The sequence below is a fragment of the Streptosporangium album genome, assembly GCF_014203795.1.
In the GTDB taxonomy this organism is placed as follows: domain Bacteria; phylum Actinomycetota; class Actinomycetes; order Streptosporangiales; family Streptosporangiaceae; genus Streptosporangium; species Streptosporangium album.
In genome coordinates this window covers 138987-156143 of record NZ_JACHJU010000004.1, presented here as the reverse complement: position 1 = coordinate 156143, position 17157 = coordinate 138987, and the positions used below count along the sequence as shown (strand labels likewise).

Annotated in this window: 12 protein-coding genes and 4 pseudogenes; 12 read left to right on the top strand and 4 right to left on the bottom strand. The window is 68.9% G+C overall.

Translation table 11 applies throughout. The annotated features are described in order from the left end of the window. Positions 1–31 precede the first annotated feature (31 nt). Both FHR32_RS34590 and FHR32_RS34585 read left to right on the top strand, forming a co-directional pair. Positions 32–175, top strand: a complete 144-nt coding sequence (locus FHR32_RS34590) for a hypothetical protein (RefSeq protein ID WP_184758754.1) — start codon at positions 32–34, stop codon at positions 173–175. 233 nt (positions 176–408) lie between these two features. Beyond that, positions 409–1863 (top strand): transposase, encoded by a 1455-nt coding sequence (locus tag FHR32_RS34585; protein WP_184758753.1) that lies wholly within the window; start codon positions 409–411, stop codon positions 1861–1863. 135 nt (positions 1864–1998) lie between these two features. Here the strand turns inward: FHR32_RS34585 and FHR32_RS34580 are convergent. Continuing rightward, positions 1999–2910 (bottom strand): annotated as a pseudogene (locus FHR32_RS34580) (IS701 family transposase); the annotation flags it as partial. 62 nt (positions 2911–2972) lie between these two features. Between FHR32_RS34580 and FHR32_RS34570 the strand changes: the two are divergent. Then, a pseudogene (locus FHR32_RS34570) lies at positions 2973–4624 on the top strand (ISAzo13 family transposase). A gap of 41 nt (positions 4625–4665) precedes the next feature. Here FHR32_RS34570 and FHR32_RS34565 read toward each other — a convergent pair. Both FHR32_RS34565 and map read right to left on the bottom strand, forming a co-directional pair. Next, positions 4666–5028, bottom strand: a pseudogene (locus FHR32_RS34565) (transposase); the annotation flags it as partial. Between the two features lie 69 nt (positions 5029–5097). After that, the gene (map, locus tag FHR32_RS34560) at positions 5098–5922 is read right to left on the bottom strand and encodes a type I methionyl aminopeptidase (RefSeq protein WP_184758752.1); all 825 of its coding nucleotides are present in this window, start codon (positions 5920–5922) and stop codon (positions 5098–5100) included. Between the two features lie 87 nt (positions 5923–6009). Between map and FHR32_RS34555 the strand changes: the two genes are divergently transcribed. The 8 genes and pseudogenes from FHR32_RS34555 to FHR32_RS34515 all read left to right on the top strand — a co-directional run bounded on the left by FHR32_RS34555 (position 6010) and on the right by FHR32_RS34515 (position 16005). Then, on the top strand, positions 6010–6279 hold the full coding sequence (locus FHR32_RS34555) for a helix-turn-helix domain-containing protein (RefSeq protein ID WP_184758751.1): 270 nt from the start codon (positions 6010–6012) through the stop codon (positions 6277–6279). 119 nt (positions 6280–6398) lie between these two features. After that, positions 6399–6659, top strand: coding sequence for a hypothetical protein (locus FHR32_RS34550; protein ID WP_184758750.1), 261 nt, complete (start codon positions 6399–6401; stop codon positions 6657–6659). 105 nt (positions 6660–6764) lie between these two features. After that, positions 6765–7436, top strand: coding sequence for a transposase family protein (locus FHR32_RS34545; protein WP_184758749.1), 672 nt, complete (start codon positions 6765–6767; stop codon positions 7434–7436). A 535-nt stretch (positions 7437–7971) separates the two neighbouring features. Beyond that, positions 7972–8631, top strand: a pseudogene (locus FHR32_RS34540) (IS256 family transposase); the annotation flags it as partial. A gap of 54 nt (positions 8632–8685) precedes the next feature. Continuing rightward, positions 8686–10887 (top strand): ATP-binding protein, encoded by a 2202-nt coding sequence (locus FHR32_RS34535; protein WP_312882835.1) that lies wholly within the window; start codon positions 8686–8688, stop codon positions 10885–10887. 377 nt (positions 10888–11264) lie between these two features. Continuing rightward, positions 11265–13961 (top strand): AAA family ATPase, encoded by a 2697-nt coding sequence (locus tag FHR32_RS34525; protein WP_221466652.1) that lies wholly within the window; start codon positions 11265–11267, stop codon positions 13959–13961. 17 nt (positions 13962–13978) lie between these two features. Beyond that, a complete protein-coding gene (locus FHR32_RS34520) occupies positions 13979–14659 on the top strand; it encodes an alpha/beta hydrolase (RefSeq protein WP_184758747.1) in 681 nt (226 codons plus the stop codon). Next, the gene (locus FHR32_RS34515; protein WP_184758746.1) at positions 14656–16005 is read left to right on the top strand and encodes an XRE family transcriptional regulator; all 1350 of its coding nucleotides are present in this window, start codon (positions 14656–14658) and stop codon (positions 16003–16005) included. Before FHR32_RS34520 ends, FHR32_RS34515 begins: the two co-directional genes overlap by 4 nt. Positions 16006–16042: 37 nt before the next feature. On the opposite strand, the gene FHR32_RS34510 is transcribed toward FHR32_RS34515, so the two are convergent. Continuing rightward, complete coding sequence (locus FHR32_RS34510) at positions 16043–16381, bottom strand: hypothetical protein (RefSeq protein ID WP_184758745.1); 339 nt, start codon at positions 16379–16381, stop codon at positions 16043–16045. 388 nt (positions 16382–16769) lie between these two features. Between FHR32_RS34510 and FHR32_RS47415 the strand changes: the two genes are divergently transcribed. Next, complete coding sequence (locus FHR32_RS47415; protein WP_184759018.1) at positions 16770–17072, top strand: HTH domain-containing protein; 303 nt, start codon at positions 16770–16772, stop codon at positions 17070–17072. Positions 17073–17157 lie beyond the last annotated feature (85 nt).

Below are 17157 nucleotides of genomic sequence, written 5' to 3'. Positions count from 1 at the left end.
CGGACCAGGCGGAACCGTCCGGAACACCGTCGTGTCCACCCGCGCCGACACCCACGCCGACCACGGACCCGACACCCCCGACACCGTCGTCGCCCGCGCCCGCCACCGAACCTGCCAACCATCGGACAACTTCCCCGACGGCACAGCCACCCAGGCGATCGCCCCCGTCGCATAATCCTTCGACGACGAACCCGCCCAGATCAGCCCCGTCCCCTGAGCTTGCGATTTAAGCAGGTCCGGGTGTTGGTGCAGTCTGGGGCAGATAGCGGCCGATAGTAGGACTATTGCGACATGGCGGGATGCACCGGAATGTAACCGTCGTGGTACGGCGTGTCGCGCCCAAGAGAGCGGCCACCATCTCCATCTTCGGTGTTGTCAAGACGCCGGAGACCCGAGAGGTGGCCGCAGATGCCGACTATCGCAGCAGCGCGCGAGGTGACGGAGCACATCGGGGCATCCGGTCGGTCACATCTTCGTCCCCTGATCGATTTCCGGGCCGGCCTCCACCGGCTCTTGTGGCGCCGGGCGGACGCGTTGTTCGAGCTCACCGATGCGTTGCTGTGCGCGCAGGGGCCGGTGCGCTCGCCGGTGGAGTTGTCGATGGAGCCGGAGTTCCGCCGCGGGCACGGCTCGGTCTACGCCGCTTTGGATCAGGGCCGGATCGACGCGGGCGGGCTGCGGCGCCTGCTGCTCGGGGTATCTGCCGCGGCCCGGCCGGGCGAGCCGTTGATGTTCGCGCTGGACATCACGCCGGACGCGCGGCCCGACGCCGAATATGCCGACGAGCGGGTGATGGTGCAGGTACGCGGCAAGGGCGGCGACAAGTTCCTGCCCGGCTGGCCCTACAGCCTGCTGGTGGGTGTGCAGTGGGGAGACTCCTCATGGGTGGACCCGATCGAGGCGCGCCGGCTGCGGCCGAGCCAGGAGCACACCGATGTCACCATCGAGCAGATCACCGGCCTGCTGGCGGACCTGGAGTCGACCGGCCGGCTCACCGGGGGCGATCCGCCGCCGCTGATCATGCTGGACGCCGGGAACTACGCCACCGACATCTCCCACGCGCTGACCGGTCGGCACGTTCAGGTCCTGGTTCGGCTGCGCGCCACCCGCGTCTTCTACGCCGACCCCGAACCCCGGCGACCTGGCGAAATGGGCGCGGGTAAGCGTCACGGCCAGGAGTTCTCCTGCTCGGATGCGGCCAAGCGGTATGCCCCGGACATCGACCTGGCCGCAGGATCGGCCCGGTACGGCACCGTGAGGGTACGCGCGTGGAAGGGCCTGCATCAAAAGCTCACCCGCACCGGTCGCTGGGCCGGTCACCCCGCCGATGAGCGGCTGCCCATCGTGCGCGGTACCGTCCTGCAGATCGTCGTGGACCGGCTGCCCGACGGCCGCAAGCCCACCAAAGATCTCTGGCTGTGGCATGCCGGGCCCGTCGAGGTCGATCTGGATCTGGTGGATCTGCTGTGGAAGGCCTACCTGCGTCGCTTCGACCAAGAGCATTTCCACCGGTTCGCCAAGGTCTACCTGGGCATGGCCCGCGCCCACCTTTCCTCCGCGCAGGCCACCGACCGCTGGATGCATCTGATCATGGCCGCCTACGCCCAACTCCGGCTGGCCAGCCCGCACGTCGATGACCTGCGCCGCCCCTGGCATCCACGCCCCGAACCGGGAAGGCCGCTCAGCCCGTACCGGGTCCGCCTCGGCTTTCGCCGTCTCCGTGCGAAATTGGGGACGCCCGCCGGCTCGCCGAAACTCACCCGACCCGGACCCGGACGCCCAAAAGGATCAAGGAACCGGCCGAAGGACAAGCGTCCGCCCTACCGAAAGACCGTAACGACCGGCAACGAACACCGAGAGTGACGTTAAATCGCAAGCTTAGTAGTACTTCGTTAAGTTACGAAGTGTTATGGGGCGCGTACATTTGATGGCATACGTGGCAAGCGCCGGTCCAGGTGGCGAGTAAAGCCTGGAGTTCGCCGAGAACCTCATACAAGGTCAGGCCGGCGCAGGGACTTTTGGGTCTAGTCGTAGTTCGGTACAGAATGCCTGCGCTAATGCGGCCAGGGTGACGTGGCGGTGCCAGCCGAAGAAGCTCCGCCCCTCAAAATGCTTGAGGCCAAGACCGGTATTGAGCTCCCGGTAGTCATGCTCGATCCGCCAGCGGATCTTGGCGAGCCGGACGAGTTCGCGCAGCGGAGTCTCGGCGGGGAGATTGGTGATCCAGTAATCGGTGGGTTCGGATTCGCCTGCCGGCCATTCCACCAGCAGCAAACGCGCAGGCAGGCTGCCGTCGGGGTTGCGGGGGATGTCTTTGTTGGCCAAGAGAACCGGTAGAGCCATGAAGCGTGATCGCATTTTCGCGCCTGGATTACCGCTGGTCTTCCTTGTGCCTTGCCGCCAGGTCACCCGCCGCAGATTCGCCCGCCCTGCCGCCAATGCGAGATTGCGCAGATTCGATGGCTTGCCTGGATAGCGTGGTCTCGGCGGGCGCCCCTTGCCGCTGTATTCCGGCAGTTCAGGCACCGCATCTCCGGGGTAGGCCGACAGATCATCGGAGACGGCCGCCACGTAAGACAGGCCGCGGTCCTCCAGTCCCAGCCGGAAAGCGGTGCAATCGCCATAACCGGAGTCAAAGACCACCGGAAGATCGGTGCCGACTCCCCACTCGTCGTACATCTGGTCGATCATGTTTAACGCCAGTCGCCACTTCTCCTGGTGACCGACGTCCTGAGGGATCTTGCACCGGTCGCGGCGCTTGTGGACCGTTTCCGCCTGAACCGGATCCTCGATCTTGGCCGGGTCCCACGACTCGGGGATGAACAGCCGCCAATTGACCGCGGACGAGGCATGATCGGTGACCAGATGTGCGCTGACGCCGATCTGGCAGTTTCCGGTCTTGCCCAGGGCTTGTTCGTGAATAACTGTCAGAGTTGATCTGCGGGACCGGGTCGACGGTGAGACGCTGGAGCATGACCGCCTCTTCGAAGGAAGATGTACCCGCAGCCGAGCTGCGGGCCAAGTTCGAGCAGATCCTGCCGCACCTTGACGAGCGGTGCCGTCGCCTCTACCTGGCCAGCGAGGCCGCCGTGCTCGGCCATGGCGGGATTGCCCTGGTGGCCGCAGCCTCCGGCATCAGTACCGCCACCATCGCGCGTGGCATCATCGAGCTGGAGACGCACCCCGCGCCGACCCGCCGCATCCGGGCCTCGGGCGCCGGGCGCAAACCGCTGACAGTCACCGACCCCGGCCTGCTACCGGCCCTTGAGTCACTGATCGAGCCGCACACTCGCGGCGACCCCGTCTCCCCACTGCGCTGGACCACGCTGTCGCTGCGCAGCCTGGCCCATGCCCTTTCCGCGCAGAAGCATCCGATCGGTGCCACAACCGTCGGCCACCTGCTGCACGGCCTGGGCTACAGCCTGCAGGGCACGGCCAAGACCACCGAAGGCACCCGGCATCCGGATCGCGACGCCCAGTTTGCCCATCTCAACGCCACCGCCGCCGCCTTCCTCGACGACGACCAGCCGGTGATCAGCATCGACACCAAAGCCAAAGAGTGGCTCGGCAACCGCGACCGGCCTGGACGTACCTGGCAACCGGGAAAGAACCCGATCAAGGTGGACAGCCACACCCTCGTCACCAGCGACCAGCCAGTGGCCATCCCCTACGGAATCTACGACCTCGCCACCAACAGCGGCTGGGTCAACGTCGGAACCGATCACGACACCGCCGAGTTCGCGGTGGAGTCCGTCCGCCGCTGGTGGCGACGCCGCGGTTGTCTCGACCACCCGCACGCCACCCGGCTGTTGATCACCGCGGACGCCGGTGGCTCCAACAACCCCCGCTACTGGACATGGAAGAAGCAACTACACGACTTCGCCCGCGAGAGCGGCCTTGAGATCACGGTCTGCCACTTTCCTCCCGGCACTTCGAAGTGGAACAAGATCGAGCACCGGATGTTCTGCCACATCACCGCCAACTGGCGTGGCCGCCCGCTGACCAGCTACCAGGTCGTCATCGAGACGATCGCCGCGACGACAACAGAGGCCGGACTGAGAGTCAGCGCCGAACTGGACACCGGCAACTACCCACTGGGCACCGCCGTCACGCCCGCCGAGTTCCATGCCCTGCCGATCACACCCGATGCATTCCACGGCGACTGGAACTACACCCTGGCCCCCACCCCTCCCAGACTTTCCGAAGAAGCCGAGACCAACCAACCGATCGATCCGGACGTGACCTGGATGCTCACCGATCCGGCCCTGACCGGCATGCCGCGCTCGGACTTCGCCCGCCTGGTGCAGATCTCGGAGCCCTACTGGGACGCGCTGGCAGAGGCGGCCTTTCAACGCCGTTTCCACCGCCCGCGCCGCTACCTCCATCCGCAGACCAGCAGCCTAGATCACTTCCACCGGCTCCTGACCGCTTTACTCCGTCGCCGCAAGGCCGCGACCAGCACCCTCCTAGCCCGCCTGCTGGGCGTCACCCGCACCAACCTGTCCAACCAGTTCCAAGATGGCCACCGGATCCTCGACCTGCACAAAATCTCCGTCACGCCGATCCCCGGATCGCCCGCACGTACGCTCGAGCAACTGCAAGATCGTATTACGTCCGCCGATGACTGCCCCGCAGATCAACTCTGACAGTTATTCACGAACAAGCCCCCAGCGTCCCGGAATACATCCGGGCCACTCCCGGAGAATTCGGGCCGTCCTTGGGGAAGCCGACATCGTCGATGACGACCGCCTGCGGACCGATCCGTTCCAGCGCCCAATGTGTGAGGTTTTCCCGGACCGGTTCGTAGTCCCAGGTCGAGTCGGCCATGAATTGCTGTAACCGCTGGGTGTCAACTCCCAGACGCTCCGCCATCGGATCCATCGACTTGCGCCGCCCGTCCAGCATCAGCCCCCGCAGATACAACTCGCCGGTGGCGAGTTGATCACGGCGACGAAGCACCCTCCGCAGCATCTGATCTGCAAACTTCTCAAGCCGCGGGCGCACCGGCGCCATCTCGTCAGGTGTCACGACAACATGATCCCGAAGTGACTTCTCAAAATGATCACGCTAGGTGATCGACAATCTAACGAAGTACTATTAGGCGTCTTTTGTGGATAGCCGACTGGCGGAATCAGCCCGCGTTGCTGGGTTCTCCGGTTCACGCCGGGTGAGCACCAAGGGGGCGTCCTCGGTGATGGCTACCGTGTGCTCGGAGTGGGCCGTGCGCGAGCCGTCCGCCGACCGAATGGTCCAGCCGTCGGCGTCATAGACGATCCGGTCGGTCGTGCGGGCGAACCAGGGTTCGAGCGCGAGGGTCAGGCCCGGCCGGAGTGTGAGGCCGCGCCCTGCCCGGCCCTTGTTCGAAACGTGGAGCTCCTCGTGCATGGTGCGGCCGATGCCGTGGCCGCCGAACTCGGTGTTGACCGGATAGCCGTAGTCGTGGGCTACCGCCCAGATGGCCGCCGAGATGTCACCCAGGCGGTTGCCGGGACGCGCCATCTCGATCGCCGCCTCCAGCGCTTCCTCGGTGGCGCGGATGATCCGCAGGTCCTCCTCGGCAGCAGTGCCGACGACGACCGTGCGCGCCGAGTCGGCCACCCAGCCGTCGACGCTGACCGCGAGGTCCGCGCTGAGTACGTCGCCGTCACGCAGTGTGTAGTTGTGGGGTAGGCCGTGCAGGACGGCGTCGTTGACGGACAGGCAGATGACGTTGCGGAACGGGCCGCGTCCGAAGGACGGCGCGTAGTCCCAGTAGCACGACTCTGCCCCGCGCCGTTTGATCATGCCGCGCACGTGGTGCTCCAGGTCCAGGAGGTTGACGCCCACGTCGGCGAGCCGGCCGACCTCGGAGAGCACCTCGGCGACGAAACGCCCGGCCACGTGCATGCGTTGGATCTCCGCAGGCGTCTTCAGTTCAATCACGAATACCTCGCGTCACAGGGTGTTGGTATAGTTATACCGGCACTCTAACACTTGCCGGTATAGTAATACCAGCCCTATTCTGGGAGCATGGTCCGCCAACCGCTCACACCTGAGCAGATCGAAGCCGGCAGGCGTCTCGGCGCCCTGCTGCGCCACGCACGAGCGGGACGCGACCTAGCGGAAGTCGCGCACGCGGCTGGCATCTCGCCGGAAACCCTGCGCAAGATCGAGACCGGACGACTACTCTCTCCCGGATTCGGCACGATCGTCTGCCTCGGCGAGGCACTCAACGTGCCGGTTCAGGAGTTGGCAGCCACCTGGCGCGGCAACGACCTACCGCTGGAAGCCGTCTCATAGCCGCTGTTGCGCCCGCCCACGGAGTCCCGGTGGACACGGCCGGTCCCTCATCCAGCGCCTGTGCCTGTTGATCCAGCCACTGCTGGTCGAGCCAGCATCGTGACCCGCCCGACCGCGCCTTGCAGTTGCCGCCCGGCGGCCGGTTGATCTGTTTCCGGCACGAGGCCGCCGGGGTGCATGTGCTTCCCGCCGACTACCAGGCGCTGCTTTCCGCGGTGTGCCCCGGCCAGGCTCCGCTGTCCTGCAAGACGATCTGTGAGCAGCTGGGCCTGTCTGTCGAACCGGGCCAGGTAGAAGGCACCCGGGCCAAGCCGAACCGGCTGGTCGAGCGGGGCCGGCTGCGCAAGACCGCGGCCGGAGCGTTCGCCCCGCCGTCCTGACCAGCACCCCCGAGACGCCTATCTCGCACCCCTGACCAGGGGTGATGCCTGCGGACGCCGGTACGGCGGTGACGTAGCGCGCCCCCGGCAGGGGCATGGCGGTGTGTGAGAACAACCAAAACACTCGCCGAGGACGCGCCGTCTGCTGTCTACCAGTGCCGTCTGCCGCTGTCGACCAAGACCCTCACTCTGGTGGCCGGCTTGCTACGCGGCCACCTGAAGGCGATCGGATCCCGCCGGCGGAAACCGCCGTCCGGGAAGATCGCGCTCATCGTGCTCGCCGTCCTGCGCCACGACCGGCGCCTGGCTGACATGGCCGGCGGCAACAACGTGTCGGCCTCCACCATCCGCCGCTGGGTGCTGGAGGTCATCGACCTGCTCGCCGCGCGCGCCCCACGCCTGGACCGCATCCTGAAACAGATCGCCAAGGCCGGTGGGCAGGTCGTGCTGCTGGACGGCACGCTGGTGCGTACCCGCCGCCGCACCGGGCAGGCCAACCGCAAAAACTACTCCGGCAAACACAAGGTCCACGGCTTGTCGTTCCTCGCGCTCACCGATGAGCAAGGCAACCTGATCTGGATCTCCTCCGCCAAGCCGGGCCGTTCCAGCGAGATCACCACCGCCCGCCACAACAAGATCACCGCCTGGCTGCGCCGCTTCGACCTGGGCGACCTGAAGAACTGGCGGGTACTGACCCGGCTGCGCCTGAACGCCCGGCATGCCACCGCGCTGCTACGCGCCCTGCTGGTGCTCACCCGCCTCGAAGTCGCCCGCTGACAGGTGATCTACTTCCATGATCTTGCCCTGCTACCACGACGTTCACACCTGACCGCCACCACACCAGCCCGTTCTACCTGCGGAAACAGGATGGAACTCCCTCACTGAGGACAAGGCCATCCCGCCCGCGCTGGAGCGCTTCTTCTACCAGCGTGCCAAGGCCCACGTCGTCGAGGCCAAGGGCGCTTCCCTCGTCGCCATGATCAGCCGGCCGGACCTGACCACCCGCCTCATCGAATCCGCGGCCAAGGCAACCGACTGACCGATAACCTCGAAATCCGGCCCGGTCCCATGTTCACGGGGCCGGGGCTCACGCAATTCCGAACGTCTTCTCACCCGCAGGGACACGATCAGCCGAAGCCGCGCGATCGACAGGCACCTCCTTGTGGCATCTGCCCCGCAACGGGCAAGTCGCGCCGGATCCCTTACGATGAATGATCATTCGGGGTGAGAGAGGGTAACTCCCATGGTCGCTCCAGCCAGCTTTGCAGAGGTGTGTGCTGGTTCACGTCCAGGGAGATGGTGTGCGGGTGATCTAGGCCTGGACGTCGTCTCCAGCGAGGACGGCGCGGGTTGGCTGGCGTTCCTGCGCGGCCTGGTCGCCCGCGGCCTGTCCGGCGTGCTGATGGTGACCTCCGACTGCCACGCCGGGCTGCGCGACGCGATCGCCTCCACTTTGCCGGGCGCATCCTGGCAGAGGTGTCGAACCCACTACGCGCGAAACTTGATCACGCGCGTTCCGAAGTCGGCCCAGCCATGGGTGGCCACCATGCTGCGCACCATCTTCGAGCAGCCTGACGCCGAGTCGGTCTATGCCCAGCATCGTCATGTCGTGCAGGTACTGGAGGCCAAGTACCCGAAGGCGGCCGAGCATCTGGACGAGGCCCGCGAGGACATCTTGGCCTTCGCCGCCTTCCCCAAAGCCGTCTGGCGTCAGACGTGGAGCAACAACCCTCAGGAGCGCCTGAACAAGGAGATCAGGAGGCGGACCGACGTCGTCGGTATCTTCCCCAACCGCGACTCGATCGTCCGGCTCGTCGGCGCGGTACTGGCCGAGCAGAACGACGAGTGGACCGAACAGCGCCGCTATATGGGGCTGGAGGTCCTCGCCGAGTGTCGCAAGAACACCGATTCACCCGATTCTAAAAATAAGACAAACGATGCTAAAGTGACTATTGAGGCGATTGCTTCCTAATAGTCACCGATTACGGGTGGCCTTCTCAAACACCACCTCCCTGGACGCGGCCAGGTGCTGCGCCGCCACCGGCGCGCGGCCCGAATGACCTTGGAGCAACTTGCCGAAGCCTCCGGGGTCAGCAGCCGGACGCTGTCGGACATGGAGCGAGGCCGCAGCAAAGGACCCCAGCATCGCACCGTCACCGCACTGGCCGACGCTCTTGCCCTGGAGGGCGACGACTGCGACCAGTTCCTCGAGCTGGCACGCGAGGGCCGCCTGCGCGACCACTGGACCCGCCCGACCGGCCAGTGCGATCTGCCCCGACCAATCGACGACTTCACCGGCAGGACCGCCGAGCTGACCTGGACCACCGAGCTGGTCCGCCCCCGGGGTGCGCCCGGCGCCGCGGGCGTGGGACTCATCACCGGATCCGCCGGGCTGGGCAAGACGACGTTCGCCGTTCGCGCCGCGCACGCTCTGCGGCCGGACTTCCCCGGCGGCGTGCTGTTCCTCGATCTATTCGGCATGTCGTCCCACCCCATGCCCGTGACGGAGTCCCTGGCGCTGCTGCTGCGCGCGCTCGGTGTCATCGAGCAGGAGATCCCCGCTGACGTCGCCGGGCGTGCGTCCCTGTACCGATCGCTGCTGCGGCAGCGGCGCGTGCTCGTCGTGCTCGACAACGCGGCTTCCGAGGGACAGGTCCGGCCGTTGCTGCCCGGCGACGGCGTGGGCCGAGCGTTGGTGACCAGCCGCCGGTTGCTGGCCGGGCTGGAAGGCGTCCGCAGGCTCAGCCTCGGCCCCTTGCCCCTGCTGGAGGCCACCGAACTGCTGACCGGGATCTTGAAAGGGCGCAGCGCCTCCGACGACGGAGCGGCGATCTCCAGGCTCGTCGAGCTGTGCGACGGCCTGCCGCTCGCGCTGCGCATCATCGGCAACCGGCTGGTCAGCAGGCCCGGCTGGAAGGCCGCCGAGCTCGCCGCCCGCCTGGGGAACGAGCAAGGGCGCCTGGAGCAGCTCAAGGCAGGCGACCTGAAGATCGCCAACGCGTTCGCGATGTCGTACGAGCAGCTCACCCGCTCATCGCGCCAGGTCTTCCGGCGGCTGTCCCTCATCCCCGGACGGGACTTCGACGCCACGCTCGCCGCCGTCGTGGGCGGGGTCGACGTCGAGGACGCCTGGGACGTGCTGGACGAGCTCGTCGATCTCGGCCTGCTGCAGGACAGCGCGGCGAGCCGCTACCGCTTCCACGATCTGGTCCGCCTGTTCGCCGACGACCGCCTCCAGCAGGAGGACACGGTGGCCGAGCGGGAGACGGTCACCGAGGCGGTGACGTCGTGGCTGCTGCAGATGGCCACCGGTGCCGGGCGGTGGTTCGAATCCGGCCATGGACAGGCCGCCAGCGGCCTGTCCTCTCCGGAGGAAGCTGACCGTTGGCTGCGCGTGAACGTGGACAACTGGATGGGCGCGTTGCGCGCCGCGGCGGGCACGGGTCGGCACTCGGCGGTCCTGGACTGCGCCGAGTCGTTGGACTGGTTCTCCGACCGGTGGATGCACGCGCCGCACTGGCTCGAGGTCTTCACCCTCGGCGCCGATGCCGCCGCCGCCCTGGGCGATCAGGCCCGGCAGGCCAACCAGCTGAACCTGCTTGCCTGGGTCCATCTGGTCCCGCGTGACGACCCGGAGACCGCGCTGCGGTACACGGCCCAGGCATTGGACCTCGCCACCCGAAGCGGCGCCACGGACGAGATGGCCTCGGCTCACCACAACGCGGGAGGCGCGCTTCGCAGTCTCGGACGGCTCAGCGAGGCCATCGCGTCAGAAACCCGGGCGGCGGAGATGTTCAAGGCCAGCGGCGACATCGATTCCTACAGCCAGTGCCTGGGCGCCCTCGGCACCTGCCTGCGCGACGCCGGACGCCACACCGAGGCACTGGAGCAGTACCTCGGGCTGTGGGGCCTGCTGAACGACAACCGGTCGGGGATGAGGCCCAGCGTGGTGGCGTTCACCCGGCCCATCGCGCTCGCCCGCATCGGCGAATGCCTGGCGCTGCTCGGCCACCGATCCGAAGCCATCTTCAAGCTCACCGAGGCGATCAGCCTCATGGAGCAGGCCCAGCTACCATCGCAGCAGGCCCGCTCCCTGGAGACACTGGCGGCCCTGCTGGCCGAGGAGGGCCGGAGCGAGGAGAGCCGCAGCGCGTACGCGCGGGCGGCCGAGGTGTACGAGGAAGTCGGAGACGCCGAGGCGAGCAGCCGCTGCCGCGATCTCGCCTGACAGTTCTGTGTGCTGTTCTGCATGGTCTGGTGTCCCGAGCGCCACTTGTATGGGGGCACGGGAGCTGTGCCACCTCCAGCTCCCGGTCCATTGCCCTCGTCGGAGAGTCATGAACCGTATCGCGCTCGCTGCTGCTGCCGGTGGTCTGGCCGTCGCGTTTTCACCGTTCCCGCCTCAGCAGCGACCGCCACCTCCTCAGCCAAACCCACGATCGTGCTGATGCACGGCGGCTTCGCCGACGCCTCCGGCTGGAACGGCGTCGTCCGCCGCCTCCAGGCCAAGGGCTATCCCGTGCTCGCCCCCGCCGACCCGGAGAGCATCTCCACCTGACGGATCGGCAAGCTGGACCGCGCGAAACCCGGGCGTAAGGTCGGTACGTGGCTGCGATCACAGGTGGTCCGCTGATCGGGCGCGAACGAGATCTCTCCAGGATCGGCGACGCCGTCGGTCAAGGCGGCGCGTTCATCCTGCGGGGAGAGGCGGGGGTGGGCAAGTCCGCGCTGCTGGAAGCCGCCGCGGCGCAAGCGCTGGCCGCCGGTCACCGCGTGCTGCACGGCTCCGGCTCGCAGTTCGAGGCCGAGGTGAGCTTCGCCGGGCTCCATCAGGTCCTCTACCCGCTCTTGGCGGACCTGCCTCGCCTGAGCCCGGCGCACGAGAGAGCACTCAGCGTCGCTCTCGGGCTGGGCGAGGGAGCCCCACCGGGCCAGCTCCTGGTTGCCAACGCGGCCCTGCTGCTCCTGCGCCAGGCCGCCAGGTCCCAGCCGTTGCTGGTGGTAGTCGACGACATCGCCTGGCTGGACCGTGCCAGCGCCGTGCTCCTGGGCTTCGTGGCCCGCCGCCTCACCGGCAGCAGGGCCGGGCTGCTCGCCGCGTCCCGCTCGGGCGAGGAGGGCTTCTTCGAGTACGGCGGGTTGCCCGGCCACGAACTGCAGCCGCTCGACGAGGCGGATGCCGCGGCTCTGCTGAACGCGCGTTTCCCCGCGCTCGCCCCGCGGGCCTGCCAGCGGCTGCTGGCCGACGCCCGGGGCAACCCGCTGGCCCTGCTGGAACTGCCGGTCGCGCTGGGCGACTCGCCACCCAGCGTGCTGCCCCAGGTCCTGCCGCTCAGCGGGCGCCTGCAGGCGGTGTTCGCCGCCCGGATCAGGAACCTGCCGGCCGCGTCCTACGACCAGCTGCTGCTGGCCGTACTGGAGGGCAGCGGCGACGTGAGCATCCTCGACAGAGAGTCGCTGGCTCCCGCGGAACGGGCGGGCTTGGTCCGGATCGAGGGGAGGCTGCTGTTTCGCCACCCCTTGATCGGCTCGGCGGTGGTGGAGCTGGCCACGGGCGAGCAGCGCCGCCACGCGCACCAGAGGCTGGCCGTACGGCTCGCCGGCCGGCCCGAACGGCGAGCCTGGCACCTGGCGGAAGTGGCGGAGGGACCTGACGAGGAGGTCGCCGCGCTACTGCAGGCGGCGGCGCACGCGAACCTGCTACGCGGCGACGGCGTGCGCGCCATCACGCTGCTGCTGCGCGCGGCCGAGCTGAGCCCGGACGGCATCGGCCGCGCCGGGCGGCTGGGGGAGGCCGCCTACCTCGGCTCGGTGGTGAACGGTGACCTGCGTGACGCACCGCGCCTGCTGGAGCAGGCCCGCCGCGCCGACCGGCGGGGCGAGTCGCTGCCCACCGCGGTCGCGGGCACCTACCACCTGCTCAACGGCTACGGGGACGTGGACAGTGCGCACCGCCTGATGACGGGCGGGATCGGGACGCTGGCCGACGCCCACAACAAGCCGCTCATCGAGGGCCTGTACTCGCTGCTCATGGTGTGCTTCTTCGGCGGCCGCGGCGAGCTGTGGGAAACCTTCCACGCGGCGATCGATCGGCTGAAGCCACGCCCTCCCGAACTGCTGGACATCCTCGGCAGGACCTTCTCCGACCCGGCGCGCCTGGCGCCGCCAGTGCTCGACCGGCTGGAGGTCGTCGTCGCGGGGCTGGAGCGGGAGATCATCCCGGCGCGCATCTCCCGCGTCGGCATCGCCTGCGCCTACGTCGACCGGCTCGGGCAGTGCCGCGAGGCACTGTGGCGGGTCGTCCACCACGGCCGGGACGGCGGGGCCGTCACCTCGGCGATCGAGGCGCTGTTCCTGCTCGGCAACGACGCCTTCCTGGTGGGCGAGTGGGACGAACTGCAGCAGGTCGTGGAGGAGGGCCTCGCGCTGTGCGACCAGCACGGATACCAGCTGCTGGCCTGGCCGGGGATCTACCTGAAGGGCATGCTGGCCGCCGCGCGCGGCGACGACGGCACCGCCACGGCGCTGGCCGACCAGATGACGCGATGGGCGAGTCCGCGCAGGGCCCGCGCGATCCAGTACTACGCCTGGCAGGTCGGGGCGCTGGCGGCGCTGAGCAGGGGCGACTTCGAGGAGGCCTACCGGCAGGCATCCGCCATCAGCCCGGCGGGCGAGCTGGCGCCCTACGTCCCGCACGCGCTGTGGACCATCACCGACCTGGTCGAGGCCGCCTGGCGCAGCGGCCGCCACGCCGCGGTGGCCGCCCATGCCGCCGCTGTGCAGCATCTGGCCGTGGTCTCACCGCGGCTTGCCATGGTCGCCGGCGCCGCCGCGGCCCTGGCGTCCGGCGACAACCGGCTGTTCGAGGCGGCCGTGGCCACCCCAGGCGCGGAACGCTGGCCGTTCGAGCGGGCCCGCCTGCAGCTCATGTACGGCGAGCGGCTGCGCCGTACCCGGGCCGGCGGCGATGCCCGCGTCCACCTGGTGGCGGCGCTCGGCACCTTCCGCAGCCTCGACGCCCGGCCCTGGCTGACACGGGCGAGCGCCGAACTACGCGCCACCGGCCAGTCCGCCGTGCCAGGCTCGGCGGAGCTGACTCCCCAGCAGTGGGAGATCGCCACGCTCGCCGCCGTGGGACTGACCAACAAGCAGATCGGTGAGCGGCTGCTCCTGTCGCCGCGCACCGTCGCCAACCACCTGTACCAGGTGTTCCCGAAGCTCGGTGTCACCTCCCGGGCGGCGCTCCGCGACGCGCTGAGCAGGAATCGGAGTCAAATGACTCAAGAGAGCCCCCCGCCCTGAGACCTAGCGTGCCTGGCATGAGTACACCTCGCATCGTCCTGGTCCACGGCGGGTTCGTGGACGGGTCCGGCTGGCAGGGCGTCTACGACCTGCTGAAGCAGGACGGCTACCAGGTCGCCGTCGTCCAGAACCCCACCGTGTCGCTGGATGGCGACCTCGCCGCCACCCGGCAGGTCATCGACGCCCAAGAGGGCCCGGTCGTGCTGGTCGGCCACTCCTACGGCGGCGTGGTCATCACCGAGGCGGGCACCCACGAGTCCGTGGCGGCGCTGGTCTACATCGCCGCCTTCGCCCCCGACAAGGGCGAGTCGGTCAACTCGCTCATCGCCGACCCGCCGCCCGGCGCGCCGGTCCCGCCGATCCTGCCGCCGGTGGACGGGTTCCTGTTCCTGGACCGGGAGAAGTTCCACGGCTCGTTCGCCGGTGACCTACCTGCCGGGCAGGCCGCGTTCATGGCCGACTCGCAGGTGCCCTGGGGCGTGGACGCACTCGGCGGCGCGGTCAGCGAACCCGCCTGGCGGCACAAGCCCAGCTGGTACCTCGTGGCCACCGACGACCGGATGATCCCGCCGCCCGCGCAGCGCGCCATGGCCGAGCGGGCGGGCTCGGCGGTAACCGAAACGCCCGGCAGCCACGCCGTCTACGTGTCCAACCCGGCTGCGGTGGCGGGCGTGATCGCCCAGGCAGCCGCGCGTTGACCAGTTTCGCGGAGCTGCTGCGCCTCCACCGGCACGCGGCACGGCTGACCCTCGAACAGCTCGCAGCAGCCTCGGGGGTCAGCGCCCGCACCCTGTCCGACATGGAGCGCGGGCGCAGCACAGGACCTCAGCACCGCACGGTCACCGCTCTGGCCGACGCGCTCGCACTCGACGGGAACGCCCGCAAGCAGCTCGGCGAACTGGCACGGGAAGGCCGCCTGCGCGACCATGGGACACGCTCGAGCGGCCTGTGCGAGCTGCCCCGGTCCGTCGACGACTTCACCGGCCGCGCCGCCGAGTTGGCCTGGACGAACCGCGTCGTCCAGGCCAACGCGAGCCTCATCACCGGTCCGGCGGGCCTGGGCAAGACCACGCTCGCCGTACGCGCCGCTCACGCCCTGCGGCCTGACTTTCCCGACGGCGTGTTCTTCCTGGATCTGTACGGCATGTCGGCTCAGCCCATCAGCGCCGGTGACGCCCTGGCGCAGCTGCTTCGCGCGTTCGGTGGCGCCGATCGGTTCGCACCGCAGGACGTCGCCGCGCGTGCCTCGCTGTACCGATCGCTGTTGCAGGACAGGCGGGTGCTGATCGTGCTCGACAACGCCGGGTCGGAGGAGCAGTTACGCCCCTTGCTCACGGACGGGGGGAACAGCAGGGTGCTCGCCACCAGCCGGCGGTTGCTGGCCGGGCTGGAAGGCGTCCACAGGCTGAGCCTCGGTCCCCTGCCGCCGGCGGAAGCCGTGGTGCTGCTGACCGGGATCCTGGGCGAGCGCGGTCCCTCGGAGAGCGGACCGGCGATCGTGGAGCTTGCCAAGTTATGCGGTGGTCTGCCACTGGCCCTGCGCATCGTCGGGAACCGGCTGGTCAGCCGGCCGGGGTGGACCGCCGCCGACCTCGCCGCCCGGCTGTCGAACGAGGAGCGCCGCCTCGACCAGCTCAGGGCCGGCGACCTCAAGATCGCCAATGCTTTCGGCGTCTCCTACGAGCAGCTCCGGGAGGTAGGGCGGCGGGTCTTCCGAAGACTGTCGTCGGTGCCCGGCAAGGACTTCGACGCCTCTATCGCCGCGGTCGTCGGTGACACGTCACTGGAAGAGGCATGGGAAGTCCTCGACGAGCTTGTCGATCTGGGGCTGCTGCAGGAGGGTCCATCGGGTCGTTACCACTTCCACGACCTGGTCCGGCTCTTCGCCCGAGACCGGCTCCAGGACGAACCCGCGGCCGGACTGGACGAGATCACCGATTCGGTCTCGTCGTGGCCCCTGCGGATGGCCACGACCGCCGGGCGCCGGTTGGTACCAGCCGATGGCCTTCCCGACAGGTCCTTCCTCGACGAGGCTGCCCGTTAGCACGCCGAACGCGCGCTCGGCCGACGAGCTGAAGCGATCACCACCCTGTCCGAGGCGAACAGCCGCCGCCGCGTCCCGCAGGGATGCCGCCGCGTGCCGGGTCGAGGTAGAAGTCGATGTCGTACGGCATGGCCGCGCACGCCTCCGTGGGCGAGACCAGCGGAAGCCGCCCGCGCCGCTGGGCCGGACGCGGACCAGCATGGTGACGCCGCCCTGGCGCGGGGTGTGGTCGAGCAGCGTGTAGACACCGCCGATGACCTGGTTGGCGGCCCAGCGGCCGATCGCCCTCCCGGCCGCGGATCTCGCGCCCGACGTCGACGATCACGCCGTCGGGGGTGAAGGCGGTGGCGACCGCGGTGGAGTCCTTGGCGGCCACCGCGTCCAGGTAGCGCTGCGCGGCCGGGTCCAGCGGCCCCGCGCGAGGCGGTGGGGGAGGTGAGCGGCTGGACCGCGTCGCTGATCGCGAACGTCGCCGCCGCCCCGCCGATGATCAGGGCGGCGCCCGCCGTACGGCTCGGCCTTGCGACGGGTGGCCTGGTTGCAGATCCTTGTGCGCGCCCGTCGACCTGGAGTGAACCTCAGAGGGGCGTCAGAACGGGGATGGACTGTCCTGGAAAGAGGATTCAGCGCGGGTACCGCGTACATCCCGGCCACGGCCTTCTCATCCCGGTCGAGCAGGGCGCGGGCGTAGCGGGTGAAGAACGTGCGTACGGTGCTGTCGTTGCTCATTCGCCCCCACGCTAGCCACGGACCGCGACAACCACCTGACGCTGCGCCGGGTCGAGCGCCGGCACCTCGTCGAACGACTGCATGCCGGCCCGGCCCGGATCAGCCTCGCAGCGCTCGCCCGGGACTTCGACCTCTCCGAGCGCACGATCTCTCGCGACCTCGAGCGCCTGCGCCTGTCTGGTGTCCCCGTCGACGTGGCCACCGGCCGCGGCGGGGGAGCGGTCATCGACCGCGGCGGCTCCATCCCTGCCATTGCGTTCGACCTGCGCGAGATCGCCGCGATAAGGCCAATTAGTCAATTCCCTACTGTTCAGCGGGTTCGATGGTGCCACGTCTGATCGCCGGTTCGGAGGAGCCGCGCAGCCTCCATGCCGGCGGAACCCGATCCAGGGGGCCGACCCGCTTGCGCCGGGACTGGCCGCA